We start from the raw sequence: 16044 nt of genomic DNA on the forward strand, positions 1-16044 counted from the left end.
GACGTTCGCATGAACGGCACGCGCTCGACTCGCGTGCCGTTTGCGTTTGTTCCGCACCAGATTAAGCATCTGTGCGGCGGCCGCTCCGTCGTCACTATCGACAATGGCGCCCAAGGCCACGTCGACGACGGGGACATCAACACCGCCATTTTCGAAGGCCGTATTAAAGGATCCTTCCTGTAGGACGCGCGAGACGCCCGTAATTGGAAACAAACGGCCCCTCCACGCTTTTTTCACGGAGGGGTCATTGTTTAATAGGCCTATTGAATGTCCGCGTGCGGCGACGATAGCCGCTGCCCCGTCAACTATGATGGTTAAGACGCCACGTGGTCTTATGACGCTCGCGAACAGCGCATGCTGTTCTTCTTGCAGCGTGCTGGCGCAGAAGCGTCGCAACACGCGTCATACATAAGCGCCGCGCAACGCTTGCGACGATGGCAGCCCACCACGAGCCGGCATCGCCAATTCACATTGGAGATCCGCAATGAAATTCATCGTGCAATGGAATGGCCTGCCGTCGGCGGAACTGTCCGTGATCGAGCGCTTCATGAAAACCGGCGGCAAGCCACCGGAAGGCGTCAAATTGCTCGGGCGCTGGCACGCGACCGGCGGCTTGCATGGCGTCGCGATCGTCGAAGCGGACGATACGCGCCCGCTCGCGACGATGGCGCTCGAATGGGGCGATCTATTGTCGATGACCATCTCACCGGCAATGACTGACGAAGATCTGGGTGCTGTATTGGCCGCAGATCAGGCAGCGCGCAAATAAACACACCAATACGTCCGTCTTCACTTGCCGTGGAGGACGTCATGACGCCGGATCAGGCCACGCCGCTTCCCAGCGGACAGTTGCTGCCGTTTCGCGAATCGCTGCTGGCGATGCTCGGCATTGCGTTCGTCGCGATGCTGGTCGCGCTCGACCAGACCATCGTCGGCACCGCGCTGCCACGTATCGTCGCGGATCTGAAGGGCTTCGACCTGTACGCGTGGGTCGCGACGTCGTACTTGCTGGCGTCGGTGATCACGATTCCGATCTTCGGCCGCCTCGGCGATCTGTTCGGCCGCAAACCGTTTCTGATCGCCGCCATCGTGTTGTTCACCTGTGCATCGGTGCTGTGCGGGGTCGCCACCAGCATGCTGTTCCTTGTGATTGCGCGCGGCGTGCAAGGTATCGGCGGCGGCATTCTGATCGGCACGGTATTCGCCACCGTTGCCGATCTGTTCCCCAATCCGAAGCTGCGACTGCGCTGGCTGGTGTTCGTGACGTCCGCGTTCGGCGTGGCCAATATGGTCGGCCCGACGCTCGGCGGCATGCTGACGCAATACAGCGGCTGGCGGCTGGTGTTCTTCGTCAACGTGCCGGTCGGTCTGGTGTCGCTGCTGTTCGTGCGGCGCTTTCTGCCGCCGCTGCGTCACCTGCGGCGTAGCGGTCCAGTGCGGCTCGACTGGCTCGGCGCATGTGTACTGGCCGTTACGTTCGGTTCGCTGCAATTGCTGATCGAGTTATTTCCAAGGCAGGGCGTCAGCACGATGACTGTCGTGTTGAGCATTGTGGCGGCGATCTGCGGGCTGACGCTCTGGTTGTGGGAGCGACGCATCGGCTACCCGATCATTCCAGTGGACATCCTGATGGATCGCAAGCTCGCCCCGCTCCTGGCGATGTCGGTGCTCGGCGGTTTTGCACTGTTTTCGCTGGTGTTTTACGTGCCGCTGCTGTTTCAGGGCGGCTATGCAATGTCTGCACACGATTCGGGCATGCTGATCACGCCGTTGCTGCTCGGCACGACCATCGGCAGCGTCGTGAACAATCGTATCGTCACACGAATCCGTCGCGCGAATGCGATCATGTATGCAGGCTTTGCGCTATCGGCGCTCGCGTGTCTGAGCGTGGTCGCGCTCAGGGGCAACGAGCCGCATCTGATCTGGATGTCGTGCATGGGTATTAGCGGACTCGGACTCGGTCTGGTGGCGACTAGCCTGACGATCTGTTCACAACAAATCGTCGCGCGCGACCATCTCGGCGCCGCCACGGCGCTGCTGCAATCGCTGCGCACGTTCGGCGGCATGCTTGGGACCGTGATGACGGGGGCGTTGCTCGGGCATCTGTACACGCGCGGCGTGCATCGATCGCTGGATTCGTATCAGGCGACGCAGTGGTTCAAATCGTTCGCCAGTCCGGAGTTGCTGGTGGACCGCGCGGAACAGGCGGCGTTGATCAATCGTCTGGTGAGTGCCGGCCATGCCGGCGACGCGATGATGAATTCCGCGCGCGACGCGCTGGTGCAGTCGATTCATATCGGCATTCTGGTGGCCGGCGCGGCCGCACTGATGGGTCTATGCCTCGCGTGGTTCGTGCCGCCCGTGAGGATCACTTATCCGGAAGCTGACCTGCTGACGGACGCGCAGGCGGAAGCGGACGCGTTGCCGGCGAGAAGTAACGCACTATAGATCGGGACGCTGTTGCGGTGCTTATGTCTGTGTGCCTGCGGCGTTGGCCTTTCCTTGTTTTGTTATTGGTCTATTAGCGTTCCCCCTGTGCTGTCTGCCTGCTCGGCGCTTTTTAGCTGTGTGCCTACAGCGTTGGCCTTTCCTTGAATTGATATTGGTTTATTAGCGTTCCCCCTGTGCGGGGGAGCACCTACTTTTCTTTGCCGCCGCAAAGAAAAGTAGGCAAAAGAAAGCGGCTCAAACCGCTAATTTTTAAGCGGGTCCCCCGGCTTGGAGGGGATAGTGGAGCATCTGGAATCGGTGTTCTCGCACACTCCGCGTAAGTGACAAGGCAGTCATTCTTCCGGCGGCGCTGCGCGCGCCGTAGCGGTACTTCCCAACACCAATAGCAGATTGGCACCTCCGGCATCATCCTTCCCGCCTCGCACTGCGTGCTCGCCTGAACGGTCTGTCAGGCAAACCAGGGGCTTCGTTTTGGTTTGGTGGAGCCATCGGCTGCGCCTCGGCGAGGCGTTGAACTGTGGAAGTGCGAGCCACTTCGCTAAACGGAACGCAGTGGTGGAATTGCGGGTCACTGCGCCGAGCCAAACGCAGCCGCGAGTTACGCTAGCACAGCAAACGCGAGCCATGACGCTTGAACAACCGCAGGCACCGGAAGCGCCCGACGGTTTTATGAAGTACCGCGTCGGCACGCGCAGCGCCGCCGGAAGTATGACTGCCTTGTCACCAGCGCGGAGTGCGCGAGAACACCGATTCCAGATGCTCCACTACCTCCTCCAAGCCAGGGGACCCGCTTAAGAATTGGCGGTTTGAGCCGCTTTCTTTGCTTACTTTCTTTGCGGCGGTGTATAGACCGGGGACATAGCTGACAGGTGTGCGGGGACATGGTTGACACTTCCGGGTATTAAAACGCCCGGTCCCGACCATGCCCTGGAACGCAAGAGACACCATGAGCCTCCGACAGGAATTTGTTCATCTGGCCAGTCAGGACACCCTGACGATCACCGAGTTGTGCCAGCGCTTCAACATCAGCCGGCAGACCGGCTACAAATGGCTTAAGCGTGGCGAGAACGCGCTGTCAGATCAATCACGGCGCCCAGCCACCAGCCCCTTGAAGACTCCCGCTGCCATGGAGCAGGAAGTGGTGCGGCTGCGCCAGGCCCATCCGCGCTGGGGCGGGCGCAAGATCAGTCGGCGCCTGCAGGATCTGGGCTTTGAGGCGGTGCCGCAGCCCAGCACCGTGACCGACATCCTGCACCGGCATAACCTGATCCTGCCGACCGATTCAGCAATGAGCGAACCGTGGAAGCGCTTTGAACACGAGCAGCCCAACGTACTCTGGCAGATGGATTTCAAGGGTCACTTCGATACCCTCCAGAAGCAGCGTTGCAGCCCCCTGACGGTGCTGGACGACCACTCGCGTTTCAGCATCCTGCTGCGTGCCTGCGGGCCGACGGACACCTCGACCGTGCAGGCGGGATTACGTGAGGCGTTTGGGCACTACGGCCTGCCGTTGCGCATCAACACCGATAACGGCTCGCCGTGGGGTTCGCCCAGCAGTCCGGGGCAGCTTACCGAGCTGGCCGTCTGGCTGATCCGGCTGGGTATCCGTATCAGCTACAGCCGGCCGTATCACCCGCAGACCAATGGCAAGGATGAGCGGTTTCACCGTACGTTGAAGGCTGAAGTGCTGAACGGACGAAGCTTCGCTACGCAGGAGCACGTGCAACAGGAACTGGACCGCTGGCGCACCGTGTATAACTGCGAACGTCCGCACGAGGCGATTGGCATGGACACGCCGGTCAGCCGTTACAAGCCCAGCCCCCGGGCGTATCCATCGATCCTGCAGGAGCCTGAATACGGCCCGGACGACGTGGTGCTACGAGTCAGGTCAGATGGCCAGCTACGCTTTAAGGGACGGAAACTTAAGGTCTCGAACGCACTTTATGGACTGCCGGTTGCGGCACGCGCAAAGGTGGGCGAAGACGGCGTATTTGAATTCTGGTTTGCACATCACCGCATCCTCACCCTTGACCTGAGGAGCGAGAATCACTGACCATAAAGTGTCAACGATGTCTCCGCACGTTTGTCAATCATGTCCCCGGTCTATACACGGCGGCAAAGAAAGTAAGTGCCTGCCCCGCACAGGGGCGACGCTAATAAACCACTAACAAATCAAGGAAAGGCAACACCGTAGGCAAACAAAAACTTCGCCCCAGCGCCCCCACACGGGCGCCCCTTTCCATATTGCGCGAGCAAACCCACTTGCACTGCAGAAATAGGCGCGTAAAACTAGACCGGCGATTCCGCGCGAACACCAGATATGCCCGCGCATGCCGCGTACGAGCAAGGAGGGACCGATGGCAAGCAACGAATACACGCTGTCACATCAGGACATAGTGAAGGCGGTAATCATTCATCAGGGCATTCATGAAGGCTTCTGGACACTGAACATCAATTTCAATGTCGCCGCCGCGCACGGTCCACAAATGGCGGACCCTTGTCTCTCGGTAACGATCAAGGGCATCGGCATCATGCGCGCATCCGCCACCGATCCGCTCGCAATCGACGCCGCATTGATCAATCCATCCATGCCGCCGTCCGACGAGCAGGCCGTGCAAATAACGGCTGCCGTCACCGGCACACACGACAGCAGCATGCAATTCTGCCGGGACGTCTATCGCAATGTCGTCGTACAAAGCGCGGCCAAAACGCCCACGCAAACAACCTGAGCGTCCTCCGAATGCAGCCGGCGGGCCACGTAAGTAGCTAACGCAGGTCACTCAATCAGCGAACCGCCGCCGTCCACGCACCCATGCCGACCAGCAAGCGGCCCATCAAACGATTGACCGCAAGCAGCCGTTTCGGCCGTTGCAGCACCGCGCGCAACCGGCGCGAAAACACCGCCGTCGACGCCACGCCCAACGCGAACACCAGCGCAAATGTGCTCGCCAGCAGCAGATATTGCTGATTCGCGGACCAGTGCGAATCGTACGAAGGCGCACTGATGAACTGCGGGAAAAACGATGAAAAAAACAGCAGTTGCTTTGCCAATGCGCGCGGCCGCTGCGAGCGAATGTCGATAAAGACGGTGTGCGGACGGTCGTGCCGGCAAGCATTCGGTCAGGAAAATGCGTCCATGCCCGGCGAGCGCGCCTTCCGGCGCGGGTTACGCCGGAAATCGCCCGCGGGCCGCCTTCCTGTAAAGGCAGCGAGACACCGGATGGCAGCTTGTAGCCGCGCAAGGCCGCGGGCTCGACACCGGCGGCCCGGACGGTTGTCCCGGGCATGAAAGCACCCTCAAAATATACCCAGTCCCATGCTGGATAGGCTTCTTAAAGCAATAGACCGGAAGGTCGATTGCAGGACGATCTTCTTTTAGAATGGCATTTCTACGAACATCCTTCCGTAAATGCAATGGCCACCCGAAATCGTCCACTGGACAACCAGGATCGGAAGATCATGCGCGAATTGCAGAAAAACGCGCGCCTGAGCAACGCCGAACTTGCCGAGCTGGTCGGCATGTCGACCACCGCATGCTGGAACCGCACGCGTCAATTGGAAACCGAGGGGTACATTCGCGGCTATGTCGCGCTGCTCGATCAGCAGAAGCTCGGTTTCGCGGACGTGGTGCTGCTCGAAGTCACGCTCGACCGTCACGATGACGACGCCCTCGCCCGCTTCGGCGCCGAACTGGCGACACTGACCGAAGTGCTGGAGGCCTATCTCGTGTCGGGCGACTACGACTATCTGGTCAAGGTGGCCGTCGACGGCACCGCCGGCTACGAGCGGTTTTTGCGGGAGAAGCTCTACAAGATCGCCGGCATCCGCCACAGCCGCTCGATGTTCGCGCTGCGATGTATGAAGAGCATCCCGTCCGTGCAGGTGTGACACATCCCGCCGCTGCGCTGACTCAGGCGCCGCGCAACCGCCTCTGGCAAGCGGCCGGCACTGCACCTTCGTCTAAATGAGAATCATTTGCATTAAATAATGAATTCGATCATCATGGAGCCCGTGCTATCCGCCGGACGAAATAATGATCACGCCAGACGCCTGTTGTCCCGAATCCGAAACTGAAGTTGCCACGCCGCCTGAGACAACCATCGCACCGGACGCGAAAGCGGTGCTTGAGGTGCTGCTGTCGCGCCAGTCTCACTGGCCGCTCGTCGAGCCGGGTCCGGCCGACGCCGAGCTCGATCTGATCTTCGACACCGCATTGCGTGCGCCCGACCACGGAAATTTGCGGCCGTGGCGCTTCGTCACGATTCGCGGCGACGCGCGCGGCCAGCTCGGCGACGTGCTCGTCGACCTCGCCTGCGCCCGCTCGCCCGGCGAGCCGCGCTCAGCGCATGCGCATCGGCGGCAAAAGGCCTACGCGGCGCCGCTGGTGATCGCGCTCGGCGTGGCGCTCTCGGCTCATCCGACGGTGCCCGAGAGCGAGCAACTGCTGGCGCTCGGCGCGGCCACGATGAACATGCTGAACGCGATCCATGCGCTCGGTTACGGCGGCTTCTGGTCCACGGGAGCGGACAGCTACGAAACGCGTCTGCACGACGCACTGGGCTTTGCGCCGAACGAGCGGCTGCTCGGCTTCCTCTTTGTCGGCACGCCGAAAACACCCGAGCAAAAAACGGCGCGTCCGCCACGCAACGAGCACGTGCGCGAATGGCGCCCGCTTCAGCCGGCACGAACCTGACGCAAGCAAGCGTTGCGTCATCGCCTATCCGTCGCATGCGAACAGCGCTGGCCTGCGACGCGGCACTCATCCAATCAGGCCGGCGCGACTCATTGGACCGTGTCCATTCAAGAGCATCGATGAACTTCCGCTCTCAATACAGCAGCCGTCCCGAACTGATCGACGATCATCCCATCGACACTACCGACGCCCCCGACCGCACGGTCCTGAGCGCCGTGCGTACGTGGCTGCGCCCGGCTTGCGAGACGGTGCGCAGCGGCGTGAACTGGCGCGACATCCTGACCGGCGTGGGCTTGCGGCAAGAGGGCATTGAACACTTCGATCTGCTGATGCGTTCGCTGATGCACGTCTCCTATCGTCCGCTCGACATGCGCTGCCGCTGCGCCAGCGATCTAGGCAAAGACGAAGCCGTGATTCTGCAAACCATCGCGCTGCTGCAAAAGACCCATAGCGGCGCCGCGTTGTGCATGCTGACCGAATGGCTGCCCGCGCCGGCCGTTAGCGGGGTGTTGAAGCTGATCCGCTGGTTCGCCATCGATCTGCTCGACGCCGGTCTCGAACTCAACGTGCAAGCGCGCTGCGTCACGTATATGCATTGAGGACCCAAGCCCATGCCATTGGAATTGGAGCTGGAATTGGCGTCCCCCGCATCGCCGCGCGTGCACGACAACATCGGCTCGCGCGCTGTGCTCGCCGCTCAGTCTGATCGAGCGGCTCACGCTATCGTCAGTGCGGCCGCGCCCGAATTCGTCACGCACCCGCTGACGCGCCACTATCCGCGGACCGTCGCCGTGCCGCGCGCGGGCGAGCTGCATCTGTGGCAGTTCCGTTGTGAATGGCTGCCGGTACCGGTGCAGGAAGGCGATAGCTGGCTATCGAAGACAGAACGCGAGCGCGCCCGGCTGCATCCGAACGCCGCGTTGCGCAAACGCTTCATCAGCGCGCGCGTGGTGGTGCGCTGGATCGTTGCGAATCTGTTCGACTGCGCACCGCGCGCCGTCGATTTGCAGGACGACGGCAACGAAAAGCTGCGCGCGCGTCATCCTCACGACGGCCGCGGCATCACCATCGAGATCGCCTACGGCGGCATCTGGATCGTGATCGGCATTGCGTCGGCGACGCTGGGTCTGGGCGTCGCTGTGCCCTCGCCAGGCACAGCGCCCGACGAGACGCCGGACGGTGCACGACGACGTGCGCGCTATAGCAGCCTGTGCAACGCGTTGCGCTATGCGCCTGTCGATATCGATCTGGATCTGGTGTTGAACGATGCCGCATCGTGCGCATTCGATCTGGCGGAGCACGGTCGCTGGCATGTGCTCGATCTGCCGATGGCGGGCAAGATTCGCGCGGCGGTTGCGCTCGCGCAGCCGGTCACGCAAGTGCAGGCGTTTGGCTGGCCGAAGGCTCTAGCATTTGGCACAGGCACAGGCACAGGCGCGTAGATGCGCTGGGGCCGCGCTGGTTTATTGCGCGACGAATGCTGAGACCGACCACGCCACACATGCGGCATAAGCTTCCGGCGCCCCGATCCAGCGCGCTGCAATATCGCGCATGTCGTCCGGGATGTGATTGCGCAGCGTCACCTGTGCGCTGTCGCGCGGCAGCACCGTCAGATGCTGCAAACCGCGTGCGATGCCTGCACCGGTTGTTTTAACGAGCGCTTCTTTAGCGACCCAGGCGTCGTAAAACGCGGCGATTTGCTGCGCAGCGTCCAGGTGCTCGATCCACGCCGCTTCGCTTTCATCGAGCGTCAACGACGCGATCGTGCGCCAATCGAATGTGTCGCTGTGCTGTTCGATATCGACGCCGACACGCCGGCAAGGCGACATCGCGATAAGTCCATGCGCACCCGCATGCGACACGTTGAAATCGAACGCGTCGGAATCGGCGATATGGGGACGGCGGTTTGCATCGAGCGTGAAGCGGACGGCGTGCGCCGCGACGCCAAGTTGCTGCGCGAGTTGCGCACGCAGCACCACGCGCACCGTCGCGAAACGAAGCGCGTCCTCGTGACGGCGAAAAGCTCGGGCTCTGGCGCGCTCGTCATCGCTAAGCGGCGCGAAAGCGGCGTCGTCCAGTGACGCATTGAAAGCGAAATCGACCCGCCACAACGAAACGTCGGACGGGCCTTCATGCGGTAAGAGAACAGGGTCGACGAAATGCATCGCAGAATTCAGGCGTCACACGCGAGGTCGCAAGACAATAGCGCGACTTTACCCGATATGACGTCCAAACCCGTTCGATCTTTCAGACACCCCTGGTTTCTTTAGGCACGCCAAGCAGTAAAGCGACACCGCTGACGAACAGCAGCGCGGTCAGCAGATACAACGCGTTGTCCATGCTGCCGGTGTGCGTCTTGATCTGACCGATCACCCACGGACTGACAATCCCGCTCGTGATACCGATGCTGCTGATCAGTGCAATCCCGGCCGCCGCCGCCGTACCCGACAGATAGCCCGACGGCACGGTCCAGAAAATCGGCAGCGCCGCGAAGATCAGCACGGCGGCCAGCGACAGAATCGCGAGCATGGCCGGGAAGCTGCTCAGATGCAGCGTCAAGAGCGAAAGCGCGATGCCGCCACCCATCGTGCAAACCGCAAAATGCCGGCGGCGTTCGCCGCGACGATCCGAGTGGCGCGCAATCAGAATCAGACCCACCGCGCCGACGGCGTTCGGAATCACCGTATAAAGACTGATCGCCAGCACGTCGTGAATGCCGAAGTCGCGAATCATCAGCGGCATCCAGAAGTTCAGCGTCAGCGACGCGCAGGTCAGCGAGAAATAGATGAACGCGAACAGATAGACCCGGGGATTGCGCAGTGCCTGCATGAAAGCACGCGACGAATGCGCGTCCGTTGATGGACGGCGGTCTCCATCGCGTTGCGCGATCAGTTGCGCTTTCTCGGCAGCGTTGAGCCACTTTGCATGCTGCGGCCCGTCGACCAGATAAAACGCGGCGAGCAGACCCAGCACGATGGCCGGTGCGCCTTCGATCACGAACATCCACTGCCAGCCGAATAGCCCCATCACGCCGCCCATGTCGCGCATGATCCAGCCGGACACCAGACCACCGAGCACACCCGCCACCGCGACGCCCGCGAAGAAAATCGACAGCACCGCCGCGCGCCGCCGCGCCGGAAACCAGTAGGTCAAATACAGCACGATGCCGGGAAAGAAACCCGCTTCGAACACGCCGAGCATGAAGCGCAGCAGGTAGAAGTGCGTGGGCTTCGACACCAGCATCATGCCGACCGACGCAATGCCCCACAGCAGCATGATCCGCGTAAAGGTACGGCGTGCGCCGAAGCGCGCGAGCAACAGATTGCTCGGCACTTCGCACAGCACGTAGCCGATGTAGAAAACCGCTGCGCCGAGACCGTACATTGCGTCGCTGAAACCGAGGTCGTGCTTCATCTGTAACTGCGCGAAGCCGATATTGATGCGGTCGAGAAACGACACCACGTAGCACAGGAACAGAAACGGAATGATCCGCAGCGAGACCTTGCGATACAGCACGTCGTCTTGCACAACGGCAGATGCGCCCGGCTCGAGCGCGGGGACGAAAGATTGGCTCATCGGTCTTCTCCAAACGTGAGGGTCCAACGGACCCGATGGGTCCGGCGTCTGATGCGCCGCGTTTTTTGTTTTCTACTGGAACGGTATGCGGCGGTGTTGGTGCGCCGCGTACCGTGGGGGATTGCACGTGACGCGAACCGCCACGTGCGTTACTGCGTTTGCTTGTTGCCGGTGTCGCCGGCTCAGGCGGCCAGCGGGTGTGCCGCGCCGCCGCGAACCGGGGTGTCGGCCGCGCCTTCACGGGCGTACCGGATTGCTTCGAGCAACGTCGCGTGATCGCCGATATGGTTGGCGAGCAGCAGAATCAGTTGCGCATTGGCCGACTGGCTTTGCGCTTCGTCCAGATCGCGATGCATGTCAATCAGCGCCTCGTAGAAATCGTCTGGGCGGGCGAGATTGGGTTGCGTGTTCAATGTCATGACTGTCTCCTGCTATTTTTTTGCTGATGCGCTGGCTGTGCCCTACGTGCGACTGACCGCACGTTCACGCCGTGCCTTCGACGCACAATGCCCGCTTCAATGCACCTTCCACGGCACTCGCATCGAATTGCCGCCAACGCGCGCAGACATGCTGGTCAGGACGAATCAGATAGAACGTGCCGGGCGTCGCGTCGTAACGCGCCGTTGCAAGGCCTTCGGCGTCGTGCACGACGTTCGCGCCCTGTGCCACCGCGGCCCGCGCATCGCCACTCGTGACTACGACGAGATTCAACGGAATCGGTCCGGCGCGCAATGTTTCCAACGCAGCCTGCGCCGCTGAATCCACACCTTGCGAGCCGCAGAACAACACGCCGGTGAATTGCTGGCCGAGTTGCCGCAACAGCCATGCCGGTTGCCCGGCCGCCAGTACCGGCGCATCGACGCACGACGCGCCCGGCACCATCAGACCTTCAAAGCGATCGCTGTCCGCCGTATTCAGCGGAGAATCACGCAGCACCGCCGGCACCGACAAGCGGCCGCTATTCGCCAACTGCCGTGCAAACGCGTGCTTGCGCGAGAGCTTCAGCACAGCGTCGCGGAACACGCGGCTCACGGGGCTCTTCGGCGTGATGAAATCGGTCGAGCGCGTGGAGTTGCGGATGTTTTCGTCGGCGGCGAATTCGCGCTCGCTGGCGTAGGTATCGAGCAATGCGTCGGACGCTTTGCCTGCGAGCACCATCGCCAGTTTCCATGCGAGATTTTCGGCGTCCTGCACGCCGCTGTTCGCGCCGCGTGCGCCGAATGGCGACACGCCATGCGCCGAATCGCCCGCGAACAGCACGTTGCCGTGCCGGAAGCTATCCATCCGCAAACACGAAAACGTATAGACGCTGACCCATTCCAGTTCGAACTTCACGTCAGGCCCAAGCAACGCGCGCACGCGCGGAATCACACGTTCCGGCGTTTTTTCCAGCACAGGATCGGCGTCCCAGCCCAACTGAAAATCGATCCGCCACACGTTATCCGGCTGCCGATGCAACAGCACCGATTGATTCGGATGGAACGGCGGATCGAACCAGAACCAGCGCTCGGTCGGGAAGTCCGCTTCCATTTTCACGTCGGCGATCAGGAAGCGGTCTTTGAACGTGACGCCCTTGCTGTCGAGTCCCATCAGATTGCGAATCGGACTGCGCGAGCCGTCGGCGGCCACCACATAACGGCCGCGCAACGGATACGGACCGTTGGGCGTATCCACCGTCAGCGTGACGCTTGCGTCCTCGGTGCCCGGCGCGCCGTTCTGCTGCACGCCGACAACTTTGCTCTTCCAGCGGATCTCGAGATCAGGCATTTCCTGCACGCGTTCCAGCAGAAAGCCTTCGACGTAGTACTGCTGCAGATTGATGAACGCGGGCCGGTGATGGCCCGCTTCCGGCTGCAGATTGAACGTGTACACCAGTTCATCTTTCAGGAACACCTTGCCGACATTCCAGCTGATGCCCTTGTCCACCATCCGCTGCCCACAGCCGAGCCGGTCGAAGATATCGAGCGAGCGCTTCGAAAAACAGATCGCCCGCGAACCGGTCGACAACGAACAGTCGTCGTCGACCAGCACGACCGGCACGCCCTGCTGCGCGATATCGATCGCGGCAGCGAGGCCCACCGGGCCCGCGCCGACCACGATCACGGGATAGGCCGCGTGCTCCGTGCCGCCTTGTTCGCCTGGTTCGCTCTGTTCCCGGCACGGCTTATAGTCGAACGACAGCGTCTGGTAGTTGATGCTCATCTTGTGTCTCCGTCCATCTCTGCTCTGCTGTACGCTTTTTTCTTGTCAGGCTTGCAGCGCGTCCCACATTTCCTTGTCACGCTGCGCGGTCCAGATGCGCGGATGCGTGATGCCGCTCGCTTCGTCGAACGCACGCGAGACGTCGAACGGCAGGCAGTGCTCGTAGATGAACACGTGGCCGAACTTCGGGTCCATCGCCTTGCGCGTGTGCGCCATCGCGGCCTTCAGATCGAGCTTCTGTTCGACTGCTTCGCGGCCCTGTTGCAGCAGCGTGGTGACGAAGTCCTTGGTGTAGTCGAGGCCCTTGTTGACGTCTTCCGGCGTGGTTAATGCAGGACCGCGGCCCGGCACGAGCTTCCCGGCGTTCAGCGCGCGCAGCGCTTCGAGCGTGGCCGGCCATTGTTCGAGTTGCGCGTCGCCGCAATAACACGCCGCGTCGTACTCGACCAGGTCGCCGGAGAACAGCACCTTCTGCGACGGCAGCCACACCACCGTGTCGCCCTTCGTATGACCCGCGCCCAGATGCGCGATGCGCACTTCGAGCTTGCCGAGGAACAGCGTCATTTCCTTTTCGAACACGAGCGTCGGCCAGGTCAGGCCCGGCACCGTTTCGACACCGGCAAACAGACGCGGGAAGCGTTCGATTTCCGACTTCATGTCCGCTTCGCCGCGCTCGACGATCATCTCGTACGTGCCGCGGCTCGCGATCACCTGCTGCGCGCCTTCCGCGAAATATGCCGACGCGCCGAGCACGCGCACCGCGTGGTAGTGCGACAGCACGACGTATTTGATCGGCTTGTCAGTGACGCTGCGAATCTTTGCGATGAGGTCTTGCGCCATGGCCGGCGTGGCGGTGGTGTCGACGATCAGCACGCCGTCGTCGCCGACGATCACGCCCGAGTTCGGATCGCCTTCAGCGGTGTACGCATAGGCGTTCTCGGACAACTGCGTCCACGTGACTTTTTTGACTTCCAGGTCGGCCTGGGATGCGAATGCCTTTGCCATGCTTGTCTCCCTCAAAAGTTGGACGTGAGGCGAGACGGCCGGCTGCGCGCGCTTGCTGCGCAGGCTGACTGTATTGGAGGCTTGTCTCGCCCCGTTTTGACTCTATGACTGCACCGGTATGTCGGGGTGAATGCATCTTATGGCCGGGCCAGATTATTTGTCAATAGCGAAATGTATCGCTATACGCAAATTTCAAAGCGCCTAAGATGATGGCATGAAGGCGTGGGCCTTCGCGGGCCTTCGTTTAACATGGACCCTTTTTACGGACGAGCACGGGTGTGAGCAAAGCAGCGAAATCGGGCGTGGGCAAAGCCAAAGCCACCACCGGCGGCGAACCGGCGGATGGCGGCAAGACCCAACGCGGCATTCAGAGCGTCGAAGTGGGCGGCCGCGTGCTGCTGGCGCTCGCGCAGGCGCGCACGCCGCTGGCGTTGTCCGATCTCGCCGTCAGTGCGCAGATCGCGCCGGGACAGGCGCATGCCTATTTGGTGAGCCTGAGCCGGCTGGGTCTGATCAAGCGCGACGAGCTTTCGGGCCGCTACGAACCGGGCCCACTGTCGCTGCGGCTCGGCTTACTGCATCTGGAAAACCAGCCGGCGTTCCGCGCCGCGGTACCGCGCGTAGCCGCGCTGGCCGAAGCGATCGGTTTCAGCGTCGCAATCTGCATTGCCGGGCCGCAAGGGCCGACCATCGTTCGATATGAGCACGCGGGCTTTCCGTTGCACGTGAATCTGCATGTGGGCACGGTGATGTCGCTGCCGGCCACCTCGACTGGACGTGTGTTTTGCGCTTTTCTGCCGCGCGCCACACTGGACGGCATGTGGGCGAACCAGTCCGGCGCCGCCGATAGCCCGATGACGCCCCCCGGCGAGCGTGCCGCGTTCGAAGCGGCGCTCGCCGGGATCCGCGCACGCGGGCTCGAGTGCAGCGTCGACGTGCCGAGCCCGGGAATCAGCAGCCTGAGCGCGCCGGTGCTCGATGCCGACGGCCGCCTATGCCTCGCACTGACGGTAATCGGCTCGACCGGTGCAATCGACGTGGCCGCCGACGGCCCGATCGCCCGCGCGCTGCTCGCCGCGGCTCGAGACATTAGCGCCGAACTTGCCGCGGCGCCTTCCCTGCTCGCTTCTTCCGCATCGTGACCGACTCTCTCGACACCTCTAACGCCGTCGCCGCCGATGCGAAACCGCAGCGCGGCATCCAGTCGCTCGACAGCACCGGCGAGTTGCTCGCCGCGCTGGTCGCGGCGGCCAGGCCATTGACATTGCGCGATCTGGCGGCCGCCGCGGGCATGCCGCCGGCCAAGGCCTTTCCGCATCTGGTCAGCCTGCTGAAGATCGGTTTGCTCAATCGTGACGCGTCGGGTTGTTTCGAAGCCGGTCCGCTCGCGCTGGAGCTTGGCTTGATCGGCTTGCAACGCTTATCGCCGACGCGCGAAGCCGAACCGGAAGTGGTCGAACTGGCTGCATCGACGGGAATGAGCGTCGCGATGGCGGTGCTCGGGCCGCTAGGGCCGACCGTCGTGCGTCTGGAAGAATCGGCGCGGCCGCTGCATGTGAGCTTGCGGGTCGGCACGGTGATGTCGCTCGTCAATACCGCCATCGGCCGCGTGTTCGCCGCTTACGTCGCGGACGACGTGCGGAATGGCTTGCTGGCGCAGGATCATTTGCGGTTGGCGGGGGCCGATGCGACGGAGATTTTCACGACGGTAACAGCGGCGGCGGGCGGTAAAGAAGCAGCGTCGCCACAGTTGGCCAAACACTACGCTCAGCGCCTCGCGCAAATCCGCGCGGACGGCATCGATACTGCATTGAGCCGGCCGGTGCCGGGCATCAACACTCTGGCTGCGCCGGTGCTGGACCATACCGGCAGTATCTGTCTGGTCCTCGCGGTAATGGGGCCGACCGGCAGCTTCGATAGCGAACTGGCGGGTGGGCCGGCGCAGACTTTGCGCGCGGCCACCCTGAGGTTGTCGCGGCGGTTTGGATGGATGGCGGTGAAGAGCGAAGGCTGAACTAATGAGCCTTCGCCGTAACTGCGTAGTAATCGTTTTTTCGAAAAACTGCCGATTTGTAATCGTTTTAGGAGCCGAGCAATCGAAATCGCAGCGCCACCGC

Annotated in this window: 16 protein-coding genes and 1 pseudogene; 11 read left to right on the forward strand and 6 right to left on the reverse strand. The window is 62.2% G+C overall.

The window, feature by feature from the left end:
* The first annotated feature begins 9 nt into the window (after positions 1-9).
* From WN982_RS36645 to WN982_RS36665, 5 genes are all read left to right on the forward strand, one after another.
* The gene (locus WN982_RS36645; protein ID WP_341316866.1) at positions 10-183 is read left to right on the forward strand and encodes a hypothetical protein; all 174 of its coding nucleotides are present in this window, start codon (positions 10-12) and stop codon (positions 181-183) included.
* A gap of 301 nt (positions 184-484) precedes the next feature.
* Positions 485-769 carry a DUF3303 domain-containing protein gene (locus WN982_RS36650; protein ID WP_341316867.1) on the forward strand — a complete coding sequence of 95 codons (285 nt, stop codon included), beginning with the start codon at positions 485-487 and terminating at the stop codon, positions 767-769.
* 41 nt (positions 770-810) lie between these two features.
* Positions 811-2448, forward strand: coding sequence for an MFS transporter (locus WN982_RS36655; protein ID WP_341316868.1), 1638 nt, complete (start codon positions 811-813; stop codon positions 2446-2448).
* Between the two features lie 925 nt (positions 2449-3373).
* Positions 3374-4504, forward strand: a complete 1131-nt coding sequence (locus WN982_RS36660; RefSeq protein ID WP_341313135.1) for an IS481 family transposase — start codon at positions 3374-3376, stop codon at positions 4502-4504.
* A gap of 304 nt (positions 4505-4808) precedes the next feature.
* The gene (locus WN982_RS36665; RefSeq protein WP_341316869.1) at positions 4809-5180 is read left to right on the forward strand and encodes a hypothetical protein; all 372 of its coding nucleotides are present in this window, start codon (positions 4809-4811) and stop codon (positions 5178-5180) included.
* 55 nt (positions 5181-5235) lie between these two features.
* Here the strand turns inward: WN982_RS36665 and WN982_RS36670 are convergent.
* A pseudogene (locus WN982_RS36670) lies at positions 5236-5496 on the reverse strand (LysE family translocator); the annotation flags it as partial.
* Positions 5497-5865: 369 nt separating this feature from the next.
* Between WN982_RS36670 and WN982_RS36675 the strand changes: the two are divergent.
* The 4 genes from WN982_RS36675 (at position 5866) to WN982_RS36690 (ending at position 8586) form a co-directional block, all read left to right on the forward strand.
* The gene (locus tag WN982_RS36675; protein ID WP_341316870.1) at positions 5866-6339 is read left to right on the forward strand and encodes an Lrp/AsnC family transcriptional regulator; all 474 of its coding nucleotides are present in this window, start codon (positions 5866-5868) and stop codon (positions 6337-6339) included.
* A gap of 145 nt (positions 6340-6484) precedes the next feature.
* The gene (locus tag WN982_RS36680) at positions 6485-7144 is read left to right on the forward strand and encodes a nitroreductase (RefSeq protein ID WP_341316871.1); all 660 of its coding nucleotides are present in this window, start codon (positions 6485-6487) and stop codon (positions 7142-7144) included.
* Between the two features lie 119 nt (positions 7145-7263).
* A complete protein-coding gene (locus WN982_RS36685; protein WP_341316872.1) occupies positions 7264-7743 on the forward strand; it encodes a hypothetical protein in 480 nt (159 codons plus the stop codon).
* A gap of 12 nt (positions 7744-7755) precedes the next feature.
* The gene (locus WN982_RS36690) at positions 7756-8586 is read left to right on the forward strand and encodes a hypothetical protein (RefSeq protein ID WP_341316873.1); all 831 of its coding nucleotides are present in this window, start codon (positions 7756-7758) and stop codon (positions 8584-8586) included.
* Between the two features lie 21 nt (positions 8587-8607).
* On the opposite strand, the gene WN982_RS36695 is transcribed toward WN982_RS36690, so the two are convergent.
* The 5 genes from WN982_RS36695 to WN982_RS36715 form a co-directional block, all read right to left on the reverse strand.
* The gene (locus tag WN982_RS36695) at positions 8608-9309 is read right to left on the reverse strand and encodes a 4'-phosphopantetheinyl transferase superfamily protein (RefSeq protein ID WP_341316874.1); all 702 of its coding nucleotides are present in this window, start codon (positions 9307-9309) and stop codon (positions 8608-8610) included.
* An 82-nt stretch (positions 9310-9391) separates the two neighbouring features.
* Positions 9392-10720 carry an MFS transporter gene (locus tag WN982_RS36700; RefSeq protein ID WP_341316875.1) on the reverse strand — a complete coding sequence of 443 codons (1329 nt, stop codon included), beginning with the start codon at positions 10718-10720 and terminating at the stop codon, positions 9392-9394.
* 182 nt (positions 10721-10902) lie between these two features.
* A complete protein-coding gene (locus WN982_RS36705) occupies positions 10903-11139 on the reverse strand; it encodes a DUF2783 domain-containing protein (protein ID WP_341316876.1) in 237 nt (78 codons plus the stop codon).
* A 64-nt stretch (positions 11140-11203) separates the two neighbouring features.
* Positions 11204-12922 (reverse strand): FAD-dependent oxidoreductase, encoded by a 1719-nt coding sequence (locus WN982_RS36710; RefSeq protein ID WP_341316877.1) that lies wholly within the window; start codon positions 12920-12922, stop codon positions 11204-11206.
* Between the two features lie 45 nt (positions 12923-12967).
* A complete protein-coding gene (locus WN982_RS36715) occupies positions 12968-13927 on the reverse strand; it encodes an MBL fold metallo-hydrolase (RefSeq protein WP_341316878.1) in 960 nt (319 codons plus the stop codon).
* 302 nt (positions 13928-14229) lie between these two features.
* Between WN982_RS36715 and WN982_RS36720 the strand changes: the two genes are divergently transcribed.
* Positions 14230-15069 (forward strand): IclR family transcriptional regulator C-terminal domain-containing protein, encoded by an 840-nt coding sequence (locus tag WN982_RS36720; RefSeq protein ID WP_341319547.1) that lies wholly within the window; start codon positions 14230-14232, stop codon positions 15067-15069.
* Entirely contained in the window at positions 15066-15941 is an 876-nt protein-coding gene (locus WN982_RS36725; protein ID WP_341316879.1) for an IclR family transcriptional regulator, read from the forward strand. The genes WN982_RS36720 and WN982_RS36725 overlap by 4 nt, the downstream gene beginning before the upstream one ends.
* The last annotated feature ends 103 nt before the right edge of the window (positions 15942-16044 follow it).

The organism is Paraburkholderia sp. IMGN_8, from assembly GCF_038050405.1.
Lineage (GTDB): Bacteria > Pseudomonadota > Gammaproteobacteria > Burkholderiales > Burkholderiaceae > Paraburkholderia.

What these genes read in the sequence shown, in the direction of transcription:
- WN982_RS36645 (WP_341316866.1), top strand. Translation starts at nt 10, where the DNA reads ATGAACGGCACGCGCTCGACTCGCGTGCCGTTTGCGTTTGTTCCGCAC.
- WN982_RS36650 (WP_341316867.1), top strand. Translation starts at nt 485, where the DNA reads ATGAAATTCATCGTGCAATGGAATGGCCTGCCGTCGGCGGAACTGTCC.
- WN982_RS36655 (WP_341316868.1), top strand. Translation starts at nt 811, where the DNA reads ATGACGCCGGATCAGGCCACGCCGCTTCCCAGCGGACAGTTGCTGCCG.
- WN982_RS36660 (WP_341313135.1), top strand. Translation starts at nt 3,374, where the DNA reads ATGCCCTGGAACGCAAGAGACACCATGAGCCTCCGACAGGAATTTGTT.
- WN982_RS36665 (WP_341316869.1), top strand. Translation starts at nt 4,809, where the DNA reads ATGGCAAGCAACGAATACACGCTGTCACATCAGGACATAGTGAAGGCG.
- WN982_RS36675 (WP_341316870.1), top strand. Translation starts at nt 5,866, where the DNA reads ATGGCCACCCGAAATCGTCCACTGGACAACCAGGATCGGAAGATCATG.
- WN982_RS36680 (WP_341316871.1), top strand. Translation starts at nt 6,485, where the DNA reads ATGATCACGCCAGACGCCTGTTGTCCCGAATCCGAAACTGAAGTTGCC.
- WN982_RS36685 (WP_341316872.1), top strand. Translation starts at nt 7,264, where the DNA reads ATGAACTTCCGCTCTCAATACAGCAGCCGTCCCGAACTGATCGACGAT.
- WN982_RS36690 (WP_341316873.1), top strand. Translation starts at nt 7,756, where the DNA reads ATGCCATTGGAATTGGAGCTGGAATTGGCGTCCCCCGCATCGCCGCGC.
- WN982_RS36695 (WP_341316874.1), bottom strand. Translation starts at nt 9,309, where the DNA reads ATGCATTTCGTCGACCCTGTTCTCTTACCGCATGAAGGCCCGTCCGAC.
- WN982_RS36700 (WP_341316875.1), bottom strand. Translation starts at nt 10,720, where the DNA reads ATGAGCCAATCTTTCGTCCCCGCGCTCGAGCCGGGCGCATCTGCCGTT.
- WN982_RS36705 (WP_341316876.1), bottom strand. Translation starts at nt 11,139, where the DNA reads ATGACATTGAACACGCAACCCAATCTCGCCCGCCCAGACGATTTCTAC.
- WN982_RS36710 (WP_341316877.1), bottom strand. Translation starts at nt 12,922, where the DNA reads ATGAGCATCAACTACCAGACGCTGTCGTTCGACTATAAGCCGTGCCGG.
- WN982_RS36715 (WP_341316878.1), bottom strand. Translation starts at nt 13,927, where the DNA reads ATGGCAAAGGCATTCGCATCCCAGGCCGACCTGGAAGTCAAAAAAGTC.